This window comes from Pleomorphomonas oryzae DSM 16300 (genome assembly GCF_000422965.1).
GTDB classification, from domain to species: domain Bacteria; phylum Pseudomonadota; class Alphaproteobacteria; order Rhizobiales; family Pleomorphomonadaceae; genus Pleomorphomonas; species Pleomorphomonas oryzae.
This window is the reverse complement of the sequence record NZ_AUHB01000005.1, coordinates 1-15392: the sequence shown is the minus strand read 5'-3', so window position 1 is coordinate 15392 and position 15392 is coordinate 1. Positions and strand designations below refer to the sequence as shown.

The window sequence follows — 15392 nt, the reverse complement described above, 5'->3', positions numbered from 1 at the left end:
GTGCTTCCCTCGATTAATTAATTCACGATGAAGAACTTAGGTCCGATGGATCGGGCGGTCAATTCAGCCAAAAGAATGAGCGAGTGCCCGTTGACTCAAGCGAGGAGTTATCGCAATGCGCGCAAGCGCATCGATCTGCGAAACTTGAATTGTTTCAATACGCTAAACGCTCAGCCAATTCGCGAAAAGACAACGTTTCGGGCAAGCCAGCAGCCGATGGTGACGCCTTCGATAGTCCCATCCGACATTCGGCGAACCTGGACAGTCCAGTCACCCGGAGCCGGTGCATCCATGCCGCGCGGTGTCGAAAGCTTCCAGACATCACCGCCAAAGGGTCTGAGCGCGTGCATTGGACCACGACCGAGAAAGCCGTCGAAACGCCCGGCAAAGGTCGCTCCCACCGCTTCGATCTCCAGGGTGGATTCCGTTTCCGCCGACCAGTATCGACCGGCGATGTCCTTCGCGTCGGCGCCGTCAAGACGCTTGGCCAGGCCACGAAGGTTGTCACCCGGACGCTCGATCCGAAGGTCATCGCCTTCCCGGGAAAGTATCATCCCTACAGAACGAGCGATGCCATCCTCACCGAAGGACAGCACCTCGGTACCGCCGCCGAGGCTGGCGAGAATCGCGTTGCCGTGCGCGGTTATGTCGAGCGAAAGGCCTGACGACTCCTCGAGATAGCCGCCAGCCCAGTTTTGATCGGCGGGGATGCCATTGCGCGGCATCGACGGGCGGCCGAGGGCGGCCCGCATGACAAACAGGGCGGCAGCGTGCGCATCAGCTTCGTGGTTGAACATGACCACAACCGACAGCCGCTCGGCTGCCGCGTGTAGGCGGCGAATCCGGAAACCTCGCAATGCACCACCGTGGCCGGTGATGGCGACATCATCGATTCGGTCATGCGCGAGACCCATGCCGTAGCGAGCCGGACGGCCATCCGAGAAGGCGGACGGCACCGCCAATCGACCGTAAAGACCATTCGCATCGTTGCGCGTACGGTCGATGAAGCACTCCCAGGCGAGCATGTCGTCAAGCGTGGCCACAACACCGGCGTCCCCCGACCAGAAGATGCGATTCGTCGCCGGGAACCAGCCGATGGCGGCGTTGCCTTCGTGGCCAATCGTGCCGTTCAGCGGCGCCACCGTATCGGAGGCGAGCCGCGCGTCCCGCATGCCGGCCGGACCGAAGATGTGGCGCCGGTAGAGTTCGGAGAGTGAATGGCCGGATCGCTCCTCGAGGAGATCGGAAAGGATGCGGAAATTGCCATTGGAATAGGAATACTGGCTGCCCGGCTCGAAATGGGTGGTCTTCATGCGGGCAAACAATGGCCGCGCATCCTCGCGGCGAAAGGTGCCCTCGTGGTGGGCGCCGTGGAGCACGGTGAGCGCCCAATAGTCGCGCAGGCCCGAGCGATTGTCGCAGAGTTCGCGGACGGTCGGCCGCCGTCCTTCCAGATTCGGCAGGAACTCCGCGAGCCGATCGTCGAACTCCGACGGGTCACCGACAAGGTCGAGAAGTACGCCGCAGGTCATCTGTTTGCTGATCGAACAGATCGGCAGCAGGCGGGACGGCGTCATTGCAAGGCCTGTATCGGGATCGGCGTACCCCCAGGCCTCCCGGACGATAACCTCGCCGTCCTTCATCACGCCAACGGTGCCGCCCGGTCCCTTGAAACGCTCCGGCAGCGAGGCTACGGCGGCGGCAAGGGCGGCCCGATCGATCGACGACATCTTTCACTCTTCCTTCGTTTTGGCTGGACCAGCTAAAGCGGCAACCCTTCGCCGCGCAAGGCTTTTCCAGCCCAAAACGGTTCTCTCGGCATATAGAGAGAGCCAGGGCGCGGCGCCTTCCTTGGGGGCTTATCTTGCATAACCGAAGGTCATCCGCAGCCAGTCGTGTGGCAGGGCCGGCACGAAATTGCCGTCCCGGCCGGTCATGTCGGCATTGGCTATCAGGGCGTTGAGAATGGCTTCCTCCACCGCCTGAACGGTGGCGTCGAAAAAGGGATCGATATCGACGTCGGGAATCGCAGCCAGTGACAGAAGATTTCCGGATCGACCCGCCGCTGCTTCGCCATTGGCGGTGGAGAAGGCAAGGAAGATATCGCCGGATGAGTTGTAGCCGAGGCCGCCGGTCCAGGCGATGCCGAGCGGCACGCGCCGTGCGAGACGCTTCAACTGGTGCGGCAGAAGCGGCGCGTCGGTGGCGATGACAGCAATGATAGAGCTCTTCTCGGCGCGTGGCGTACCTTCTTGGATGCGGGGCTCGGCGAGCTCCGCCCCGACGCGGTGACCACGGATCATGAAATTGCGCCGTTTGCCGAAGTTGCTCTGTACGAACACCCCGAGGGTGAAGGTCTTGCCAGCCCAGTGGACGCGGCGCGACGCGGTGCCGGAGCCTGCTTTGAACTCGAATGTGGACATGCCGGTGCCGCCACCCACCGAGCCCTCCTCGATCGGGCCGGCAACAGCTCCATCCAGGGCAGCAAAGACATGCGCATCGGTCAGGTGATGACCGTTGATATCGTTCAAGAAACCATCGTAGGTCTCGCCGACGACCGGCAATCCCCAGGCGGAAGCCAACGCCTCGGGCCGGTGCGCCGCTACCCATTTCAGTGTCGCATCGCGAGCAACGCCGAGGGAATGGGTGTTGGTGATGGTGATCGGCAGGCTGAAGGCACCGACTTCTTCGATGAGGTGAATGCCGGTGAGCTCGCCGTTGCCATTGCCGGAAAAGAAACCGGCGTAACAGGGGCGCGCGATATCGGCCGGCGGTCGCGGCAGAATAGCCGTCACGCCGGTCCGCACCGGACCGTGGCCGACATGAAGCGGTCCGCTGCCGGAAATCAGCGTCGCATAGCCGACGCTGACACCTGGAACGTCGGTAATGGCGTTGAAAGCGCCAGGCTCGCCATCGAAGGGGATCGCAAAAGCGCGGGCGCGCGGCAGGCTCGACGGCGTCGAGAAATGGAAATCTGTCACGGCATCTCCAAGGCGCTCATAATAGGCAGGAGATGCAAGATAATTGCCGTCTACGCCGAAAAGGCAAGAGTGGTCGGTCGATACCGGGTCAACGAGGAGGCCACTCTCGCCGGCATCGACCGACCGACCCGACAAGACCAGGAGATGCGGCGGACCTGGCTTCACCGGGTTGTAGTTTGGAAAGCAACTGTATTTCTTTCCAAAATCTCATAAACTATCAACACTGTTTTTCTACCTTTTTAACGAGTTGTTTACAACGTCATACCTACAAGTCCGGACTACTCAGTGAGTTAATCATGAACGGGTAACCTTAATATCTAGAGTTAAATTAACCCGCATAAGCGACATCTTGCCAGCATAGACCACCGGCATAGATCGACCGTCGCTTTGATCGCCACGATCCGCCCGCCAGGAAGTCCTGATGGTCGGCAAATGGCGTGACGCAAAGATTGATGTAATGGACGACGAACTGCGTTCAGGCGGCAGCGAGAACGACGCGGTTCCGGCCTTCCGCCTTGGCGCGGTAGAGGGCATTGTCGGCGCGCTTCAAGAGCGTCTCCGGCGTATCGCCGTCATGCAGGATATAGGCGGCGCCAACGGAAATCGTCACGTCGACGAACTCTGCCCCGCCGTGAATGGCGAAGGGATCGCGGGCGATCTTGGTGCGCAGCCGTTCGGCAACGACGGAGGCGATGCCGTAATCGGTTTCCGGCATGACAATCACGAATTCCTCGCCGCCGAAGCGGCAGGGCAGATCGAGAGCGCGCAGATTACGGCGGATGCGGGTTGCGAACTCCCGAAGGATTTCGTCACCGGCATCGTGGCCGTGGGTGTCGTTGACCCTCTTGAAAAAGTCGATATCGACGATCAGCAGCGACAGATCGCCCTTCTTCTCTGTGGCCCGCTCGACGAGAGCGGCGAGATGGGAATCGAGGTAACGGCGATTATAGAGGCCGGTCAGCGCGTCAGTGATGGCCAGTTCCATCGTTTGCAGCACGCTGGCACGCAGCCGGTCGGTATAGCGCTTGCGGCGGATCTGGGTACGGCAGCGGGCGGTGAGCTCCTGAGGGTCTACCGGACGGATCAGATAGTCGTTGATGCCGAGCTCGAGGCCACGCGCCAATCGGGTACCCTCGTCGGGATCGGAAATCAGCAAGATGGGCAACAGGCGCGTCCGGTCGAGCGATCGCAACTGCGAGCAGAGGCGCAACGCGTCATAGTCGTCGAGGCTCATGGAAATCATCGCCAGATCGTAGTCGCCCTCAGCGGCGCGGAACAGGGCCTCCTGCGGGTTGGTCTCGATGTCGACCGTCATTTCGCTGGCGAGCACCTGGGCGATCCGCACATAGGCCGAACGACGATCTTCGACCAGCAACACGCGGCCTGGGGCGCGGGCGGTAAGGTCGGCGTAGGTCATCGCCCGATCGAAGGCGACCGAGCCCTGATTGGCCCTGAGGTCGAGCTCATCGGTGAGTTGCTTCAGGCGCACGAGGCTTTTGACGCGGGTAATCAGCTGGGTGTCGGACACCGGCTTGGTGAGAAAATCATCGGCGCCGGCTTCGAGACCGTGGACGCGGTCGGCCGGCTGGTCGAGGGCGGTGACCATGATCACCGGCAGTTGCGTGGTCTTTGGATTGGCGCGGATGCGACGACAAACCTCGAAGCCGTCCATACCCGGCATCATGACATCGAGCAGGACGATGTCGTAGCTGGCATTGTCGAGCATCGCCAACGCCTCGGGGCCGGACGTGGCAGTGTGGACATCGAAGTATTCGGCAGTGAGGCGAGCCTCCATGAGGCGCACGTTGACCGGGATGTCGTCGACAACAAGAATACGCGCTGTCATCACACTCTTCCGTTCCGGACGACGCTTACTGGTCGCCGATATAGGTCCGCACCGTCTCGATGAATTTTGAAACCGAAATCGGCTTGGAAATATAGGCCTCGCAGCCGCCCTGGCGAATGCGCTCCTCGTCACCCTTCATGGCAAAGGCGGTGACCGCGACCACCGGGATCGAGCGCAGCTCGTCATCCTCTTTCAGCCATTTGGTGACTTCGAGTCCCGACACTTCCGGCAGCTGGATATCCATCAGAACGAGATCCGGCCGGTGGGTACGCACCAGTTCCAAGGCCTCAATGCCGTTACGTGTTTGAATCGTGCGATAACCATGCGCTTCCAAGAGATCATGGAAGAGCTTCATGTTGAGCTCGTTGTCCTCGACGATGAGAACTGTCTTGGCCATTCGACTCTCTTTCCGCCTCGCGCGCCGGTGTCGCCGGGAGCTCGGCGGGTTCTCATTCCTGTGCACGCGGCTCGTACGCAGGAACGCCATCCGGTGGGGATAGGTTGCCGCACTGATTCCAGTATAACAAATATAGTACGGATTCCTTTAGCAATCCCAAACGGTGGTCAAAACATGCCAATTGGTAAAAGGCTTAGCGTCGATGCGGCGGAAGAGCTGGCCATTTCCGCCCTCGCCTACCTCGCCGGCAATCCCGATGCGCTCGGCCGCTTCCTGTCACTTTCCGGCATAGGTCCGGCTGATCTTCGGGCGGCGGCGCGTGAGTCCGGCTTTCTCGCCGGCGTTCTGGAATTCTTCCTTGCCGATGAATCGTTGCTGTTGGCCTTTGTCGAGGCAGCGCAGGTCAGACCGACCATGATAGCGGCCGCACGTCACACGCTGGCCGGCGAAAGCGAGTTCTGATCGGTCACTCAAATGCGAACTGGTGGGGCGCGGGCATGTCCGAGGTGGCGAGCGGCTTCTGCAGGGATTGCCTCAGCCCGGCGCCGGCCGAGGGTCGGCGCTGCCTCAGTTGTGGTGGCCCGCGCCTTCTGCGCCATCCCGATCTTCACCGCCTGGTCATCGCCCACGTCGATTGCGATGCCTTCTATGCCTCGGTGGAAAAGCGAGACGATCCGTCGCTCGCCACCAAGCCGCTGATCATCGGCGGCGGCAAGCGCGGCGTCGTATCAACGGCCTGCTACATCGCCCGTATCAGCGGCGTGCGCTCGGCCATGCCGATGTTCAAGGCTCTGCAGCTTTGCCCCGACGCCGTGGTGATCCGTCCCAATATGGAGAAATATGCCCGCGTCGGCCGAGAGATCCGACGGCGGATGCTGGAGCTGACGCCGCTGGTCGAGCCGCTTTCCATCGACGAAGCCTTCCTCGACCTGTCGGGGACCGAGAAGCTGCACCGTGCCAGCCCGGCACTGGTGCTCGCCCGGTTTGCGAAAGAGGTGGAGCGGGAGGTCGGCATCACCGTCTCCGTGGGGCTCGCCGCCAATAAATTTCTCGCCAAGATCGCCTCCGACCTCGACAAGCCCAGAGGCTTTTCGGTGATCGGCCAATCGGAAGCGGCAGCCTTTTTGGCTCCAAGGCCGGTGACGACGCTCTGGGGCGTCGGCCGCGCCTTCTCCGAGCGCCTCGCCGCCGATGGCTACCGGACGGTGGGAGATCTGCAAATGGCGGACTCGACCGAGCTGGCCAGACGTTATGGGGCACTCGGCCTCAGGATCGCCAAACTGTCTCGCGGCGAAGACAGCCGGCATGTCGTCCCCAACTCCAAGCGCAAGAGCGTCGGTTCCGAGGTGACCTTCTTCGAGGATCTGGCCGACATCGGCGATCTCCGGCCCATCCTGCGCGAACAGGCGGAGCGCGTTTCTTTCGGCCTCAAGCATGAGGATATCGCGGGATCGACGGTGACGCTGAAGCTGAAGACCGCCGATTTCAAGCTGAGGACGCGAGCCCGGCGCCTCACCGACCCCACCCAGCTCGCCGACCGCATCTTCGCGGCCGCTGACGCCCTCCTCGCGGAAGAAGCGCACGGCCAGAAGTACCGGCTTCTCGGCGTCTCGGTCGCCGACCTCTGTGAAAGCCGCTTTGCCGATCCAGCCGACCTCGTCGATCAGAAGGCGACACGCAAGGCTGCCGCCGAGCGGGCCATGGACGAAGTTCGCCAGAAGTTCGGTAAACAGGCCCTGGAAACCGGCCTCGTTTTCGGCAATCACCGCCGTCGCAAGGAGTAATCGGCAACGGCTTGGTCGCCGTTCTTGCCTTGAGGACGTCAGCCGCCACTCAACCGGGCACGCGTCGTGCGAGGGGTTGTCAGCAGCAGGCTAGTGTCAGACCCGGTAATACCAGGCAGCAGACGGATACGTCGCAGCACGGTGTCGAAATCGGTGAGTGTTGCCGCCCCGAGTTCGACAACGAGGTCCCAGCGACCGTTGGTGGTATGGATCGCCGCCACCTCGGGAAAGCCCTCGAGCTGGCGGATCACCTTGTCGAGAACATGCCCCTCGATCTCGATCATCATCACCGCCCTGACCGGCGCCTCGATGGCGTCGTTACGAAGGATCACTGTGTAGCCGAGGATGTCGCCGTCGCGTTGGAGACGTTCCATGCGGGCACGCACCGTGGCGCGCGACACGCCCAATTCGAGAGCGAGATCGGATACCGAACGGCGGCCGTCGTGACGCAGTAGGGTCACCAATTGCTGATCGAGCCGGTCCATAAATCACCGTTTTGGGCAATATAACTGCCGTTTTGATAAGCCCATCCGTTTCATTTGCCAATCCCGTCTGTTCACTTCGCCGGCCGACGATGGCCTTATGCCGGCAGTCCAACCGAGCGAGGGCAAACGGGCATGAAGGTGAGGCTTCTGGGGATTCCGGTGGAAGATGGCGCCGGCCGCATGGGCTGCGAGATGGGACCGAGCGCCTATCGCACCGCGGGCATCGTCGAGGCGATCACCGAACTCGGTCACGAGGTCGAGGATCTCGGCAATGTTGGCCGCGGGCCGCTGCCGACCGTCACTCCTCCCTACCCCCATCTTCGGCGTCTCCCCGAGATTGTCGCCTGGATCGACACGGTGACCGACGCCGCCCATCGGGCAAGCGACGGCGCCCTGCCGGTGTTCCTCGGCGGCGACCATGCACTGGCCGCCGGCACGGTGCCCGGCATGGCCCGCCGCGCGGCAGAGGAGGGGCGCCCCCTCTTCGTGCTATGGCTCGATGCGCACACGGATTTTCACACGCTCGACACGACACAGAGCGGCAATCTTCACGGGACGCCGGTCGCCTATTTCACCGGTGCGGACGGCTTTCACGGCTGCTATCCGCCGCTCTCCCATCCGGTTCCGCTGGATAATGTCGCCATGGTCGGCATCCGCTCGGTCGACCCTGCGGAACGTCGCGCCATAGCCGGCTCGGGCATAACGGTACACGACATGCGCGCCCTCGACGAACATGGCGTCGCCACCCTGGTCTGGCGCTTCCTCGAGCGCGTCGCGTCGGCGAATGGCCGCCTGCACGTCAGCCTCGACGTCGACTTTCTGGACCCATCGATCGCTCCGGGTGTCGGCACCACAGTGCCGGGCGGAGCGACCTTCCGTGAGGCGCATCTCATCATGGAGATGCTGCATGACAGCGGCCTCGTCTCCTCGATCGATCTCGTCGAACTCAATCCCTTTCTCGACGAGCGCGGTCGCACCGCCACGCTGATGGTCGACCTTCTCGCCAGCCTGATGGGCCGCACCGTGATGGACCGGCCGACCCGGAGCTTTGCAGCATGAAAGCCATTTCCCCGCTCGCCATCGTCCCGTTCGTGTCGGTCGACAACATGATGCGCCTGGTGCTCAGCATCGGCGTCGAGACCTTCCTCACCGAGCTCGCCGGCTATATCGAGGAGGACTTTCGCCGCTGGCCGACCTTCGACAAGACGCCCCGTGTCGCCTCCCATTCGGCGGACGGCGTCATCGAACTGATGCCGACCTCCGACGGTGCCCTCTACGGCTTCAAGTATGTCAACGGCCACCCCAAGAACATGCGGGAGGGCAAGCAGACGGTGACCGCCTTCGGTGTATTGGCCGATGTCGGCTCGGGTTATCCGATGCTGCTCACCGAGATGACGCTGCTGACCGCTCTCAGAACCGGCGCCACCTCGGCGATGGCGGCGCGGCGCCTTGCGCCGAAGGGCGCGGATACCATGGCAATCATCGGCAACGGCGCCCAATCCGAATTTCAAGCCTTGGCCTTCGCCGCCATTCTGGGTATCCGCAATTTGCGTCTCTATGACATCGATCCGGCTGCGACGGAAAAGTGCCGGTGCAACCTCGCGCCGCTCGGCTTTTCGATCACCGCCTGCCGCTCCGGCCAGGAAGCGGTCGAAGGCGCCGACATCATCACCACAGTGACGGCCGACAAGCAGTATGCCACCATCCTGACCGACAACATGGTCGGCTCCGGCGTGCACATCAATGCAGTGGGTGGCGACTGCCCGGGCAAGACGGAGCTTCACCACGACATCCTGAAACGGTCGTCGATCTTCGTGGAATATGCGCCGCAGACAAGGATCGAAGGTGAGATTCAACAGCTTGCCGCCGATCATCCTGTCACCGAACTTTGGGAGGTTCTCAGCGGTGCTGCGCCAGGCCGTGTCTCACCCGTCGAGGTGACGCTGTTCGATTCCGTCGGCTTTGCCATCGAAGACTTTTCAGCACTCCGCTACGTGCGCGACAAGCTCGCCGGAACGCCCTTCTACCAGGAACTCGATCTGCTCGCCGATCCCGACGAGCCGCGGGATCTCTATGGCATGCTGGTGCGCGCGGAGGCGGCAGCTATTTGAGGTGGTCCTGGATCGCCTGAAAGCGGGCTGCCAGCTCGGAAGAGCCACTCGATGAGCTTGTGGCCTTGCTTGGCAGGCTATAGCCGGGAACTTCGATACCCTGGTCTAGCATTTCCTTGATTGTGATCGTGCCGGCATCGACGATCTCGCCGGTGCTGGCATTGGTGATGTAATGCCGATAGGTGTTGCTGCCGACCTTCCAGTAAGAATGGGTCTTCTTCATTTCGAGATCGGCAGCGGTAGGCGGCAGACGCGGTCCGGGACCCGGCGAGGCTACCTCCAAGGGCTTCACATAAAACCAGATTGCCAGGACAATCGACGCGAGCACCAACGCCACGATGCCGGCAATGATGATGGAGCGAGCGTCTTGATGGCCGCCATTTTTGCGGCGGCCGGCAGACGTGATCTTGCCTCCCTTTTTCTTGGCGGGAGTGCCGATCGAAGTGTGGTGCGAGGCGACCCGTGACTGCATGACACCTTCCCCCCCAAACGCGCCCTACCTCCGCATGCCGAACCCACCTCGCTCAAAATGGCATGACAATCAGAGCCGGCTCAACGAGCCGCTCACCTTGGCCTGTAATAGATATGGGCATAAAGCTTTTCTTTCCCTTGCGAGTCGAATTTTCCGGAAGAGAAAAAGAATTTTAAGCTGAACAATTCCTTAACAGCGCCCGGGCATTGTCCGTATCCCGCATGTTCATGCCCGTCGCCCTACCTCGCCGGCCCTCGCACGGGCGGGTTGAGACTCAGCATTTATGCGAAGGAGTCTGCGCATAAGCGCAAGTTTAAGTCTTGGTTCATCATTATTGGCGCATTGCAGGTAAGTTACGGTTTTTACTACAGAAGAAGCGGAAAATGTTCCTCAATCGAGTCAAGTTGTGGAAGACCATTGGTGCAGCCGTCGCGATATCCATTACACTGACCGTCTGCCTTTTGCTGTCTGTCGTTTACGCCACACTCTCGAATGACGCCGCGCGGCAGGCATTGGAAAAACAGACGATCGCCATCAGGACAGGCGCCCTTCTGATGCAGAAGGACATTGCCGGTGCGACCATCGCTTGGTCGGGGGATGCCGTCGATCATATCGAGGTGCCGGCCCTTCCCTCATTCCCCACGCACGATCTCATCGACAACCTCACCCGCACGGCAGGCGCCGCGGCTACGATCTTCGCCTATGACAAAGCCAAGGACGACTTCACGCGGGTGACGACGTCGATCAAGAAAGCCGATGGCAGCCGCGCAGTAGGGACCGACCTTGGCAAGACATCGCCCGCCTACGCGGCGATCAAGCAGGGCCGTAGCTTCGCCGGTGAGGCGGCGATTCTCGGTGCGCCTTATCTTACTCTCTACATCCCGATCAAAGATCCCTCCGGCCAGGTCATCGGCATTCTGTTCGCCGGCATTCCCGAGGCGACCGTCGCGGCAACCAAAGACGGGCTGGTCCTGAAGATCTCGCTGCTCGGTCTGTTGATGGCCGCCGTCATCTCGACTGGTGCGTCTTTGCTGGTCGCACGCCTTATCCGTCCCGTGACGCTTCTCTCGGTGCTGATGGAGCGAATTTCGCGCGACGATCTCGCCGAGGACATTCCCTATGCCAACTATGGCAACGAAGTGGGCAGCATCGCCCGTGCCGTCGTCATTCTCAAGAACAGTGCGGCCACCCGCATCGCGCTCGAACGGGACAAGGGCGCCGAAGTCGCCGAACGGGTCGCACGGCAGGAGCGCGTCGAAGCGTTGATCGGCGAATTCCGCGCCTCCACGCAGATGGCGCTCGGCGCTGTGAACAAGACGGTCGATGATCTCTTGGCGACTGCCAGTTCGTTGACAACCGGCGCGCTCCGCACCGTGGAGGACGCCGGCGCCGCCTCGAACGCCTCATGTGACGCCACCGACAATGTACAGACCGTCGCCTCGGCAACCGAGGAACTCTCCGCGTCGATCGGAGAGATATCCGCCCAGATCCACCGTACCGGTACCGTCGTTGCCGATGCCGCGCGCGGCACGCGCGACGCCGACACTAAGATCAACCGTCTCGCCGCTGGCGCCACCAAGATTGGCGAGGTGGTCACGCTGATCAGGGCGATCGCCGAACAGACCAACCTCTTGGCGCTCAATGCAACCATCGAAGCGGCGCGAGCCGGTGAGGCGGGCAAGGGTTTTGCCGTCGTTGCGGCGGAGGTGAAGAATCTCGCCGGTCAGACCGCCAAAGCGACCGAGGAAATAGCCGCTCAGGTCGATAACATTCAGGATGCGACAGCGGATGCCGTGGAGGCGATCCAGGCGATAAGTTCCACCATGCAGGAGGTCGACCGCTATACTGGAACGATTGCCTCCGCAGTTGAGGAGCAAGGTGCGGCAACCGACAACATCAGCCGCTCGGTCAACGCGGCCGCTGCCGGCTCGCAGCGGGTGGCAACCAATGTAAGCGCCGTGCTGGCAACGGCCCGCGAAACAGAGGTGGCGGCCCACAAACTCGATCAGGATTCACGTGAGGTTGCCGGCGAAGCGCGCCAGCTCCGCTCGACGATCGACGCTTTCCTTGGAGCAGTCATCGCCGCCTGACCTTTGGGTTACCGATCATTTCCCACCGGCCGCAAAAAAGTGGCCGGCGGGGCTTGCAATGCCAGAACGATCCAACTAGGTTCCGCGCCGTCATGTGCAGCTGTAGCTCAGTTGGCTAGAGCGTCGGATTGTGGCTCCGAAGGTCGCTGGTTCAAGCCCAGCCAGCTGTACCATTACCTCTCCCTAATTCTGCTGCTCGCGCCAACTTGGCGATTCGAACCGCGTTGCGTTTCGCCCATCGAAATCGTGTATCTGTCTCCCCAGCCGCACTTCGGTAGATCCGTCAACTTCCGGCCGTCCTGTAGCCGGTAGCCGCCTCGATCGGGCGCTCCAGCCAAAAAAACAAGCCCCCCGAGACCATATCAAATAGTCGTGCGGGACCAGTCGCGATGAATTGCGCCGACGATCACAGCTTCACACGAACTCGTGAAAACAGTTCACGGAATCCATCGTGTCATATTGATTTGAAGTCCCCTTTTTCCGTGAAGAGCATCGGCATACGTCTGTGATTATCGAAGCGAGACGAATGTCCGGGGCTGGATATGAACTTCCAACGGCCTAACGACGCTATCGAATTACACGGAGTATGGAAATGAACACCTTTGCTCTTGCCGTCGTTGCTGTTACCGCCATCGCCCTTCCGAGCCTGGCCTCCGCTGCCGAACAGACCTACTGGGATCCGGCCGATAGCACCTTTGCCGTCGGTTCGGTGAAGGCCCCGGCAACCGCCAACAATGACACGGCGCGTTATACTGAGACCTCCACCATGTGGGATCCGGCCGACAGCGCGTTCGTAACGACCAAGGTCGGCGCTGCGCCGGTGATCGGCACCCATGAGGCTGTGAAGACCAATGCCACGATCGTGCGCATGTGGGATCCGGCCGACAGCACCTTCGTCGAAGTTCCCGTCGGCAAGTAATAGTCCCTTCAGACGCTGCCCAATCAACGGCGCCGGTCCTTCCGGCGCCGTTTTCGTATGCAGCTTTCCATCTACATGCCGACCATAGCCATGTGTTGATCAGGCAATGCGGGGTGGCTGCCTGCGCTCGCGCGGGGGGGCGCCACACGTATTATCCTTGCCATTGGTTCGCCGCACGAAAGGCATTGCTTTTTCCTTTGCCTTGTCCGCGAAGTCGGTTATACGAACCGTGTTTCGCGTGTTCGCGACGATCACGCACCCGTAGCTCAGCTGGATAGAGTGCTGCCCTCCGAAGGCAGAGGTCACAGGTTCGAATCCTGTCGGGTGCGCCAGTTCCCTTCCCAAAGCCGCCAGTTTCCTCCCACGTGAACGTGATCGCCTCATTCTTGACCGATCAGTCCATAACGCGCTACATCTCCGTCATGGCAAGACCACGGGAGTTCGATAGGGATGCAGCGCTAACGGCTGCGATCGATGTGTTCTGGTCCAAGGGCTTCGCGGCTACGTCGACGGAGGACCTGGTCCAGGCGATGAATATTGGCCGACAGAGTTTCTACAACGCTTTCGGCGACAAGCGTCAACTCTATCTGGAAGCCCTGGAAACCTATCAGCGAAACGCCACGAGTTGCCACCTCGGGCGCCTAACCACACCGGCTTCGCCGCTGAAAGGCCTGCTGGACCTGTTGGTCGGCCTCATCCCGGACGATGACGCCTTGCGCTGCAAGGGCTGCATGGGTGCTGGATCGATCGGCGAATTCGGTATCACCGATCCCGAGTTGGTGGAGATGCGAGAGAAGATGATCGCGGTCTTCCACGCCAAGGTGGTGGAACGCATTCGGGAGGGACAAAGGCTGGGTGAAGTCGATCCCAACGTCGACGCCGAGCAGGCGGCTGCCTTTATCGAGATCACGATGACCGGCTTCCAGCTCGCGGCGAGAGGCGGCGCGGGAGCCCAGGAACTTCACGCCCTCGCCGCCTTCGCAGTGGAACGCCTCAGAGCATAATAGAATTGAAATCGGGGACCTGCCCGAAGCCTGATCAATTATGGACTAATCAGTCAAAAATGGAGAAGACGATGAGTGACGACAACAGGAAAGTAGCCCTGGTATTCGGCGGTTCGCGCGGCATCGGTGCCGCCATCGTGTCACGGCTGGCTGAAGACGGCTACACCGTTCCCTTCACCTACGTCTCGCGCCCGGATGCCGCCGATGATTTGGCCGCCAAGGTGCGCAATGCCGGCGGCGAGGCGTTGGCCATCAAGGCCGATAGTGCCAGCCAGAACGATATCAAGGCCGCCGTTGGCACCACCATCGATCGCTTCGGCCGGCTGGATGTCGTTGTCGTCAACGCCGGCGTCGCCCGCATGGGCATGGTCGATACCGTTCCGCTGGAAGATCTCGACCTACAGCTCGACGTCAACGTGCGTGGCGTGTTCCTCGCCATCCAGGCGGCCCTGCCGCATCTGAAGGACGGCGGGCGCATTATTACCATCGGCAGCAACATCGCCGTGCGCAGCGGCTTCCCGGGTGCCAGCGTCTACCAGACGACCAAGGCGGCGGTGGCCGGCATGGTCAAGGGCCTCGCCCTCGATCTGGCGCCGCGCGGCATCACCATCAACAATGTCCAGCCCGGGCCGACCCGGACCGACATGATCGGCTCCCTTGGCAACGAGGGGATGGACATGGTGATGGGCATGGTGCCGCTGAAGCGCATGGCCGAGCCGGATGAGATCGCCGGCATGGTCTCCTACCTGACGCGCGGCGAAGCCAGTTTCATCACCGGCGCCAGCCTGACCATCGATGGCGGTTTCGCACTCTGACGAGCCAGACAGATGGGCGCCCAAGGGTGCCCCCTTCATTCTTCTGGTTTCAGGTCATGCCGCGCTTTCACCAAGCTTGGGTGCGTTGAACAGATGAACGCCCGCCTCCGTCAGCCGGCGCGTGAGGTCGGCATTGGGTGCGTCACTGAGAGCCTCGCAGGTGGTATGAAATTGGACGCTTCTAAAAACCTCGCCAAATCAGTGGTTTTATGATTCCCTTTGCCTTGTGGCGGAGGGCTCTGGCGATGTCTGGACTGCCTGGCTTTTTTGACTTCGATGACCGGCTGAAGCGGCTGAGCGACCTCGGTGACCAGTTGGAGGCATTTGGCAAGACCGTCGACTTCGAGATATTCCGAGCCGATCTGTTGACGGCCCTTGATTACACCAACGGCCCGCAAGGCGGTCGGCCTCCGTTCGATCCGGTGATGATGTTCAAGATCCTGGTGATCCAGGCGGCCAACAACCTCTCTGACGAGCGGGCCGAGTTT

15 protein-coding genes and 2 tRNA genes are annotated in these 15392 nt (G+C 61.5%); 11 read left to right on the top strand and 6 right to left on the bottom strand.

What is annotated here, in order from left to right; genetic code table 11:
- Positions 1 to 170: 170 nt before the first annotated feature.
- The 4 genes from G522_RS0109500 to G522_RS0109485 form a co-directional block, all read right to left on the bottom strand.
- Positions 171 to 1730 (bottom strand): D-aminopeptidase, encoded by a 1560-nt coding sequence (locus G522_RS0109500; protein ID WP_026790836.1) that lies wholly within the window; start codon positions 1728 to 1730, stop codon positions 171 to 173.
- A gap of 129 nt (positions 1731 to 1859) precedes the next feature.
- Complete coding sequence (locus G522_RS0109495; protein WP_026790835.1) at positions 1860 to 2981, bottom strand: DmpA family aminopeptidase; 1122 nt, start codon at positions 2979 to 2981, stop codon at positions 1860 to 1862.
- Positions 2982 to 3456: 475 nt separating this feature from the next.
- Positions 3457 to 4827 carry a PleD family two-component system response regulator gene (locus G522_RS0109490; protein ID WP_026790834.1) on the bottom strand — a complete coding sequence of 457 codons (1371 nt, stop codon included), beginning with the start codon at positions 4825 to 4827 and terminating at the stop codon, positions 3457 to 3459.
- A gap of 25 nt (positions 4828 to 4852) precedes the next feature.
- Positions 4853 to 5224 carry a response regulator gene (locus tag G522_RS0109485; protein ID WP_026790833.1) on the bottom strand — a complete coding sequence of 124 codons (372 nt, stop codon included), beginning with the start codon at positions 5222 to 5224 and terminating at the stop codon, positions 4853 to 4855.
- A 174-nt stretch (positions 5225 to 5398) separates the two neighbouring features.
- On the opposite strand from G522_RS0109485, the gene G522_RS0109480 reads away from it, so the two are divergent.
- The gene (locus tag G522_RS0109480) at positions 5399 to 5686 is read left to right on the top strand and encodes a DUF3572 domain-containing protein (RefSeq protein ID WP_026790832.1); all 288 of its coding nucleotides are present in this window, start codon (positions 5399 to 5401) and stop codon (positions 5684 to 5686) included.
- Between the two features lie 35 nt (positions 5687 to 5721).
- The gene (locus G522_RS0109475) at positions 5722 to 7008 is read left to right on the top strand and encodes a DNA polymerase IV (protein WP_026790831.1); all 1287 of its coding nucleotides are present in this window, start codon (positions 5722 to 5724) and stop codon (positions 7006 to 7008) included.
- A 38-nt stretch (positions 7009 to 7046) separates the two neighbouring features.
- Here G522_RS0109475 and G522_RS0109470 read toward each other — a convergent pair whose 3' ends face one another.
- Positions 7047 to 7493, bottom strand: coding sequence for an Lrp/AsnC family transcriptional regulator (locus G522_RS0109470; RefSeq protein WP_026790830.1), 447 nt, complete (start codon positions 7491 to 7493; stop codon positions 7047 to 7049).
- A 132-nt stretch (positions 7494 to 7625) separates the two neighbouring features.
- Here G522_RS0109470 and rocF point away from each other — a divergent pair, with 132 nt between their 5' ends.
- Entirely contained in the window at positions 7626 to 8552 is a 927-nt protein-coding gene (rocF, locus tag G522_RS0109465) for an arginase (protein ID WP_026790829.1), read from the top strand.
- Positions 8549 to 9604 carry an ornithine cyclodeaminase gene (locus G522_RS0109460; RefSeq protein WP_026790828.1) on the top strand — a complete coding sequence of 352 codons (1056 nt, stop codon included), beginning with the start codon at positions 8549 to 8551 and terminating at the stop codon, positions 9602 to 9604. Before rocF ends, G522_RS0109460 begins: the two co-directional genes overlap by 4 nt.
- On the opposite strand, the gene G522_RS0109455 is transcribed toward G522_RS0109460, so the two are convergent.
- On the bottom strand, positions 9597 to 10076 hold the full coding sequence (locus G522_RS0109455; RefSeq protein ID WP_026790827.1) for a hypothetical protein: 480 nt from the start codon (positions 10074 to 10076) through the stop codon (positions 9597 to 9599). The genes G522_RS0109460 and G522_RS0109455 overlap by 8 nt on opposite strands.
- Positions 10077 to 10459: 383 nt before the next feature.
- Here G522_RS0109455 and G522_RS0109450 point away from each other — a divergent pair, with 383 nt between their 5' ends.
- From G522_RS0109450 to G522_RS0109420, 7 genes are all read left to right on the top strand, one after another.
- Entirely contained in the window at positions 10460 to 12166 is a 1707-nt protein-coding gene (locus tag G522_RS0109450; RefSeq protein ID WP_026790826.1) for a methyl-accepting chemotaxis protein, read from the top strand.
- 96 nt (positions 12167 to 12262) lie between these two features.
- Positions 12263 to 12339, top strand: a tRNA-His gene (locus G522_RS0109445).
- A 419-nt stretch (positions 12340 to 12758) separates the two neighbouring features.
- A complete protein-coding gene (locus G522_RS0109440; RefSeq protein ID WP_026790825.1) occupies positions 12759 to 13085 on the top strand; it encodes a hypothetical protein in 327 nt (108 codons plus the stop codon).
- 255 nt (positions 13086 to 13340) lie between these two features.
- Positions 13341 to 13417, top strand: a tRNA-Arg gene (locus G522_RS0109435).
- Positions 13418 to 13471: 54 nt separating this feature from the next.
- Positions 13472 to 14089 (top strand): TetR/AcrR family transcriptional regulator, encoded by a 618-nt coding sequence (locus tag G522_RS0109430; protein ID WP_245586632.1) that lies wholly within the window; start codon positions 13472 to 13474, stop codon positions 14087 to 14089.
- A gap of 71 nt (positions 14090 to 14160) precedes the next feature.
- Positions 14161 to 14904 carry an SDR family NAD(P)-dependent oxidoreductase gene (locus G522_RS0109425; RefSeq protein WP_026790823.1) on the top strand — a complete coding sequence of 248 codons (744 nt, stop codon included), beginning with the start codon at positions 14161 to 14163 and terminating at the stop codon, positions 14902 to 14904.
- Positions 14905 to 15149: 245 nt separating this feature from the next.
- On the top strand, positions 15150 to 15392 hold a 243-nt coding region (locus G522_RS0109420), incomplete at its 3' end, for a transposase (RefSeq protein ID WP_036838783.1).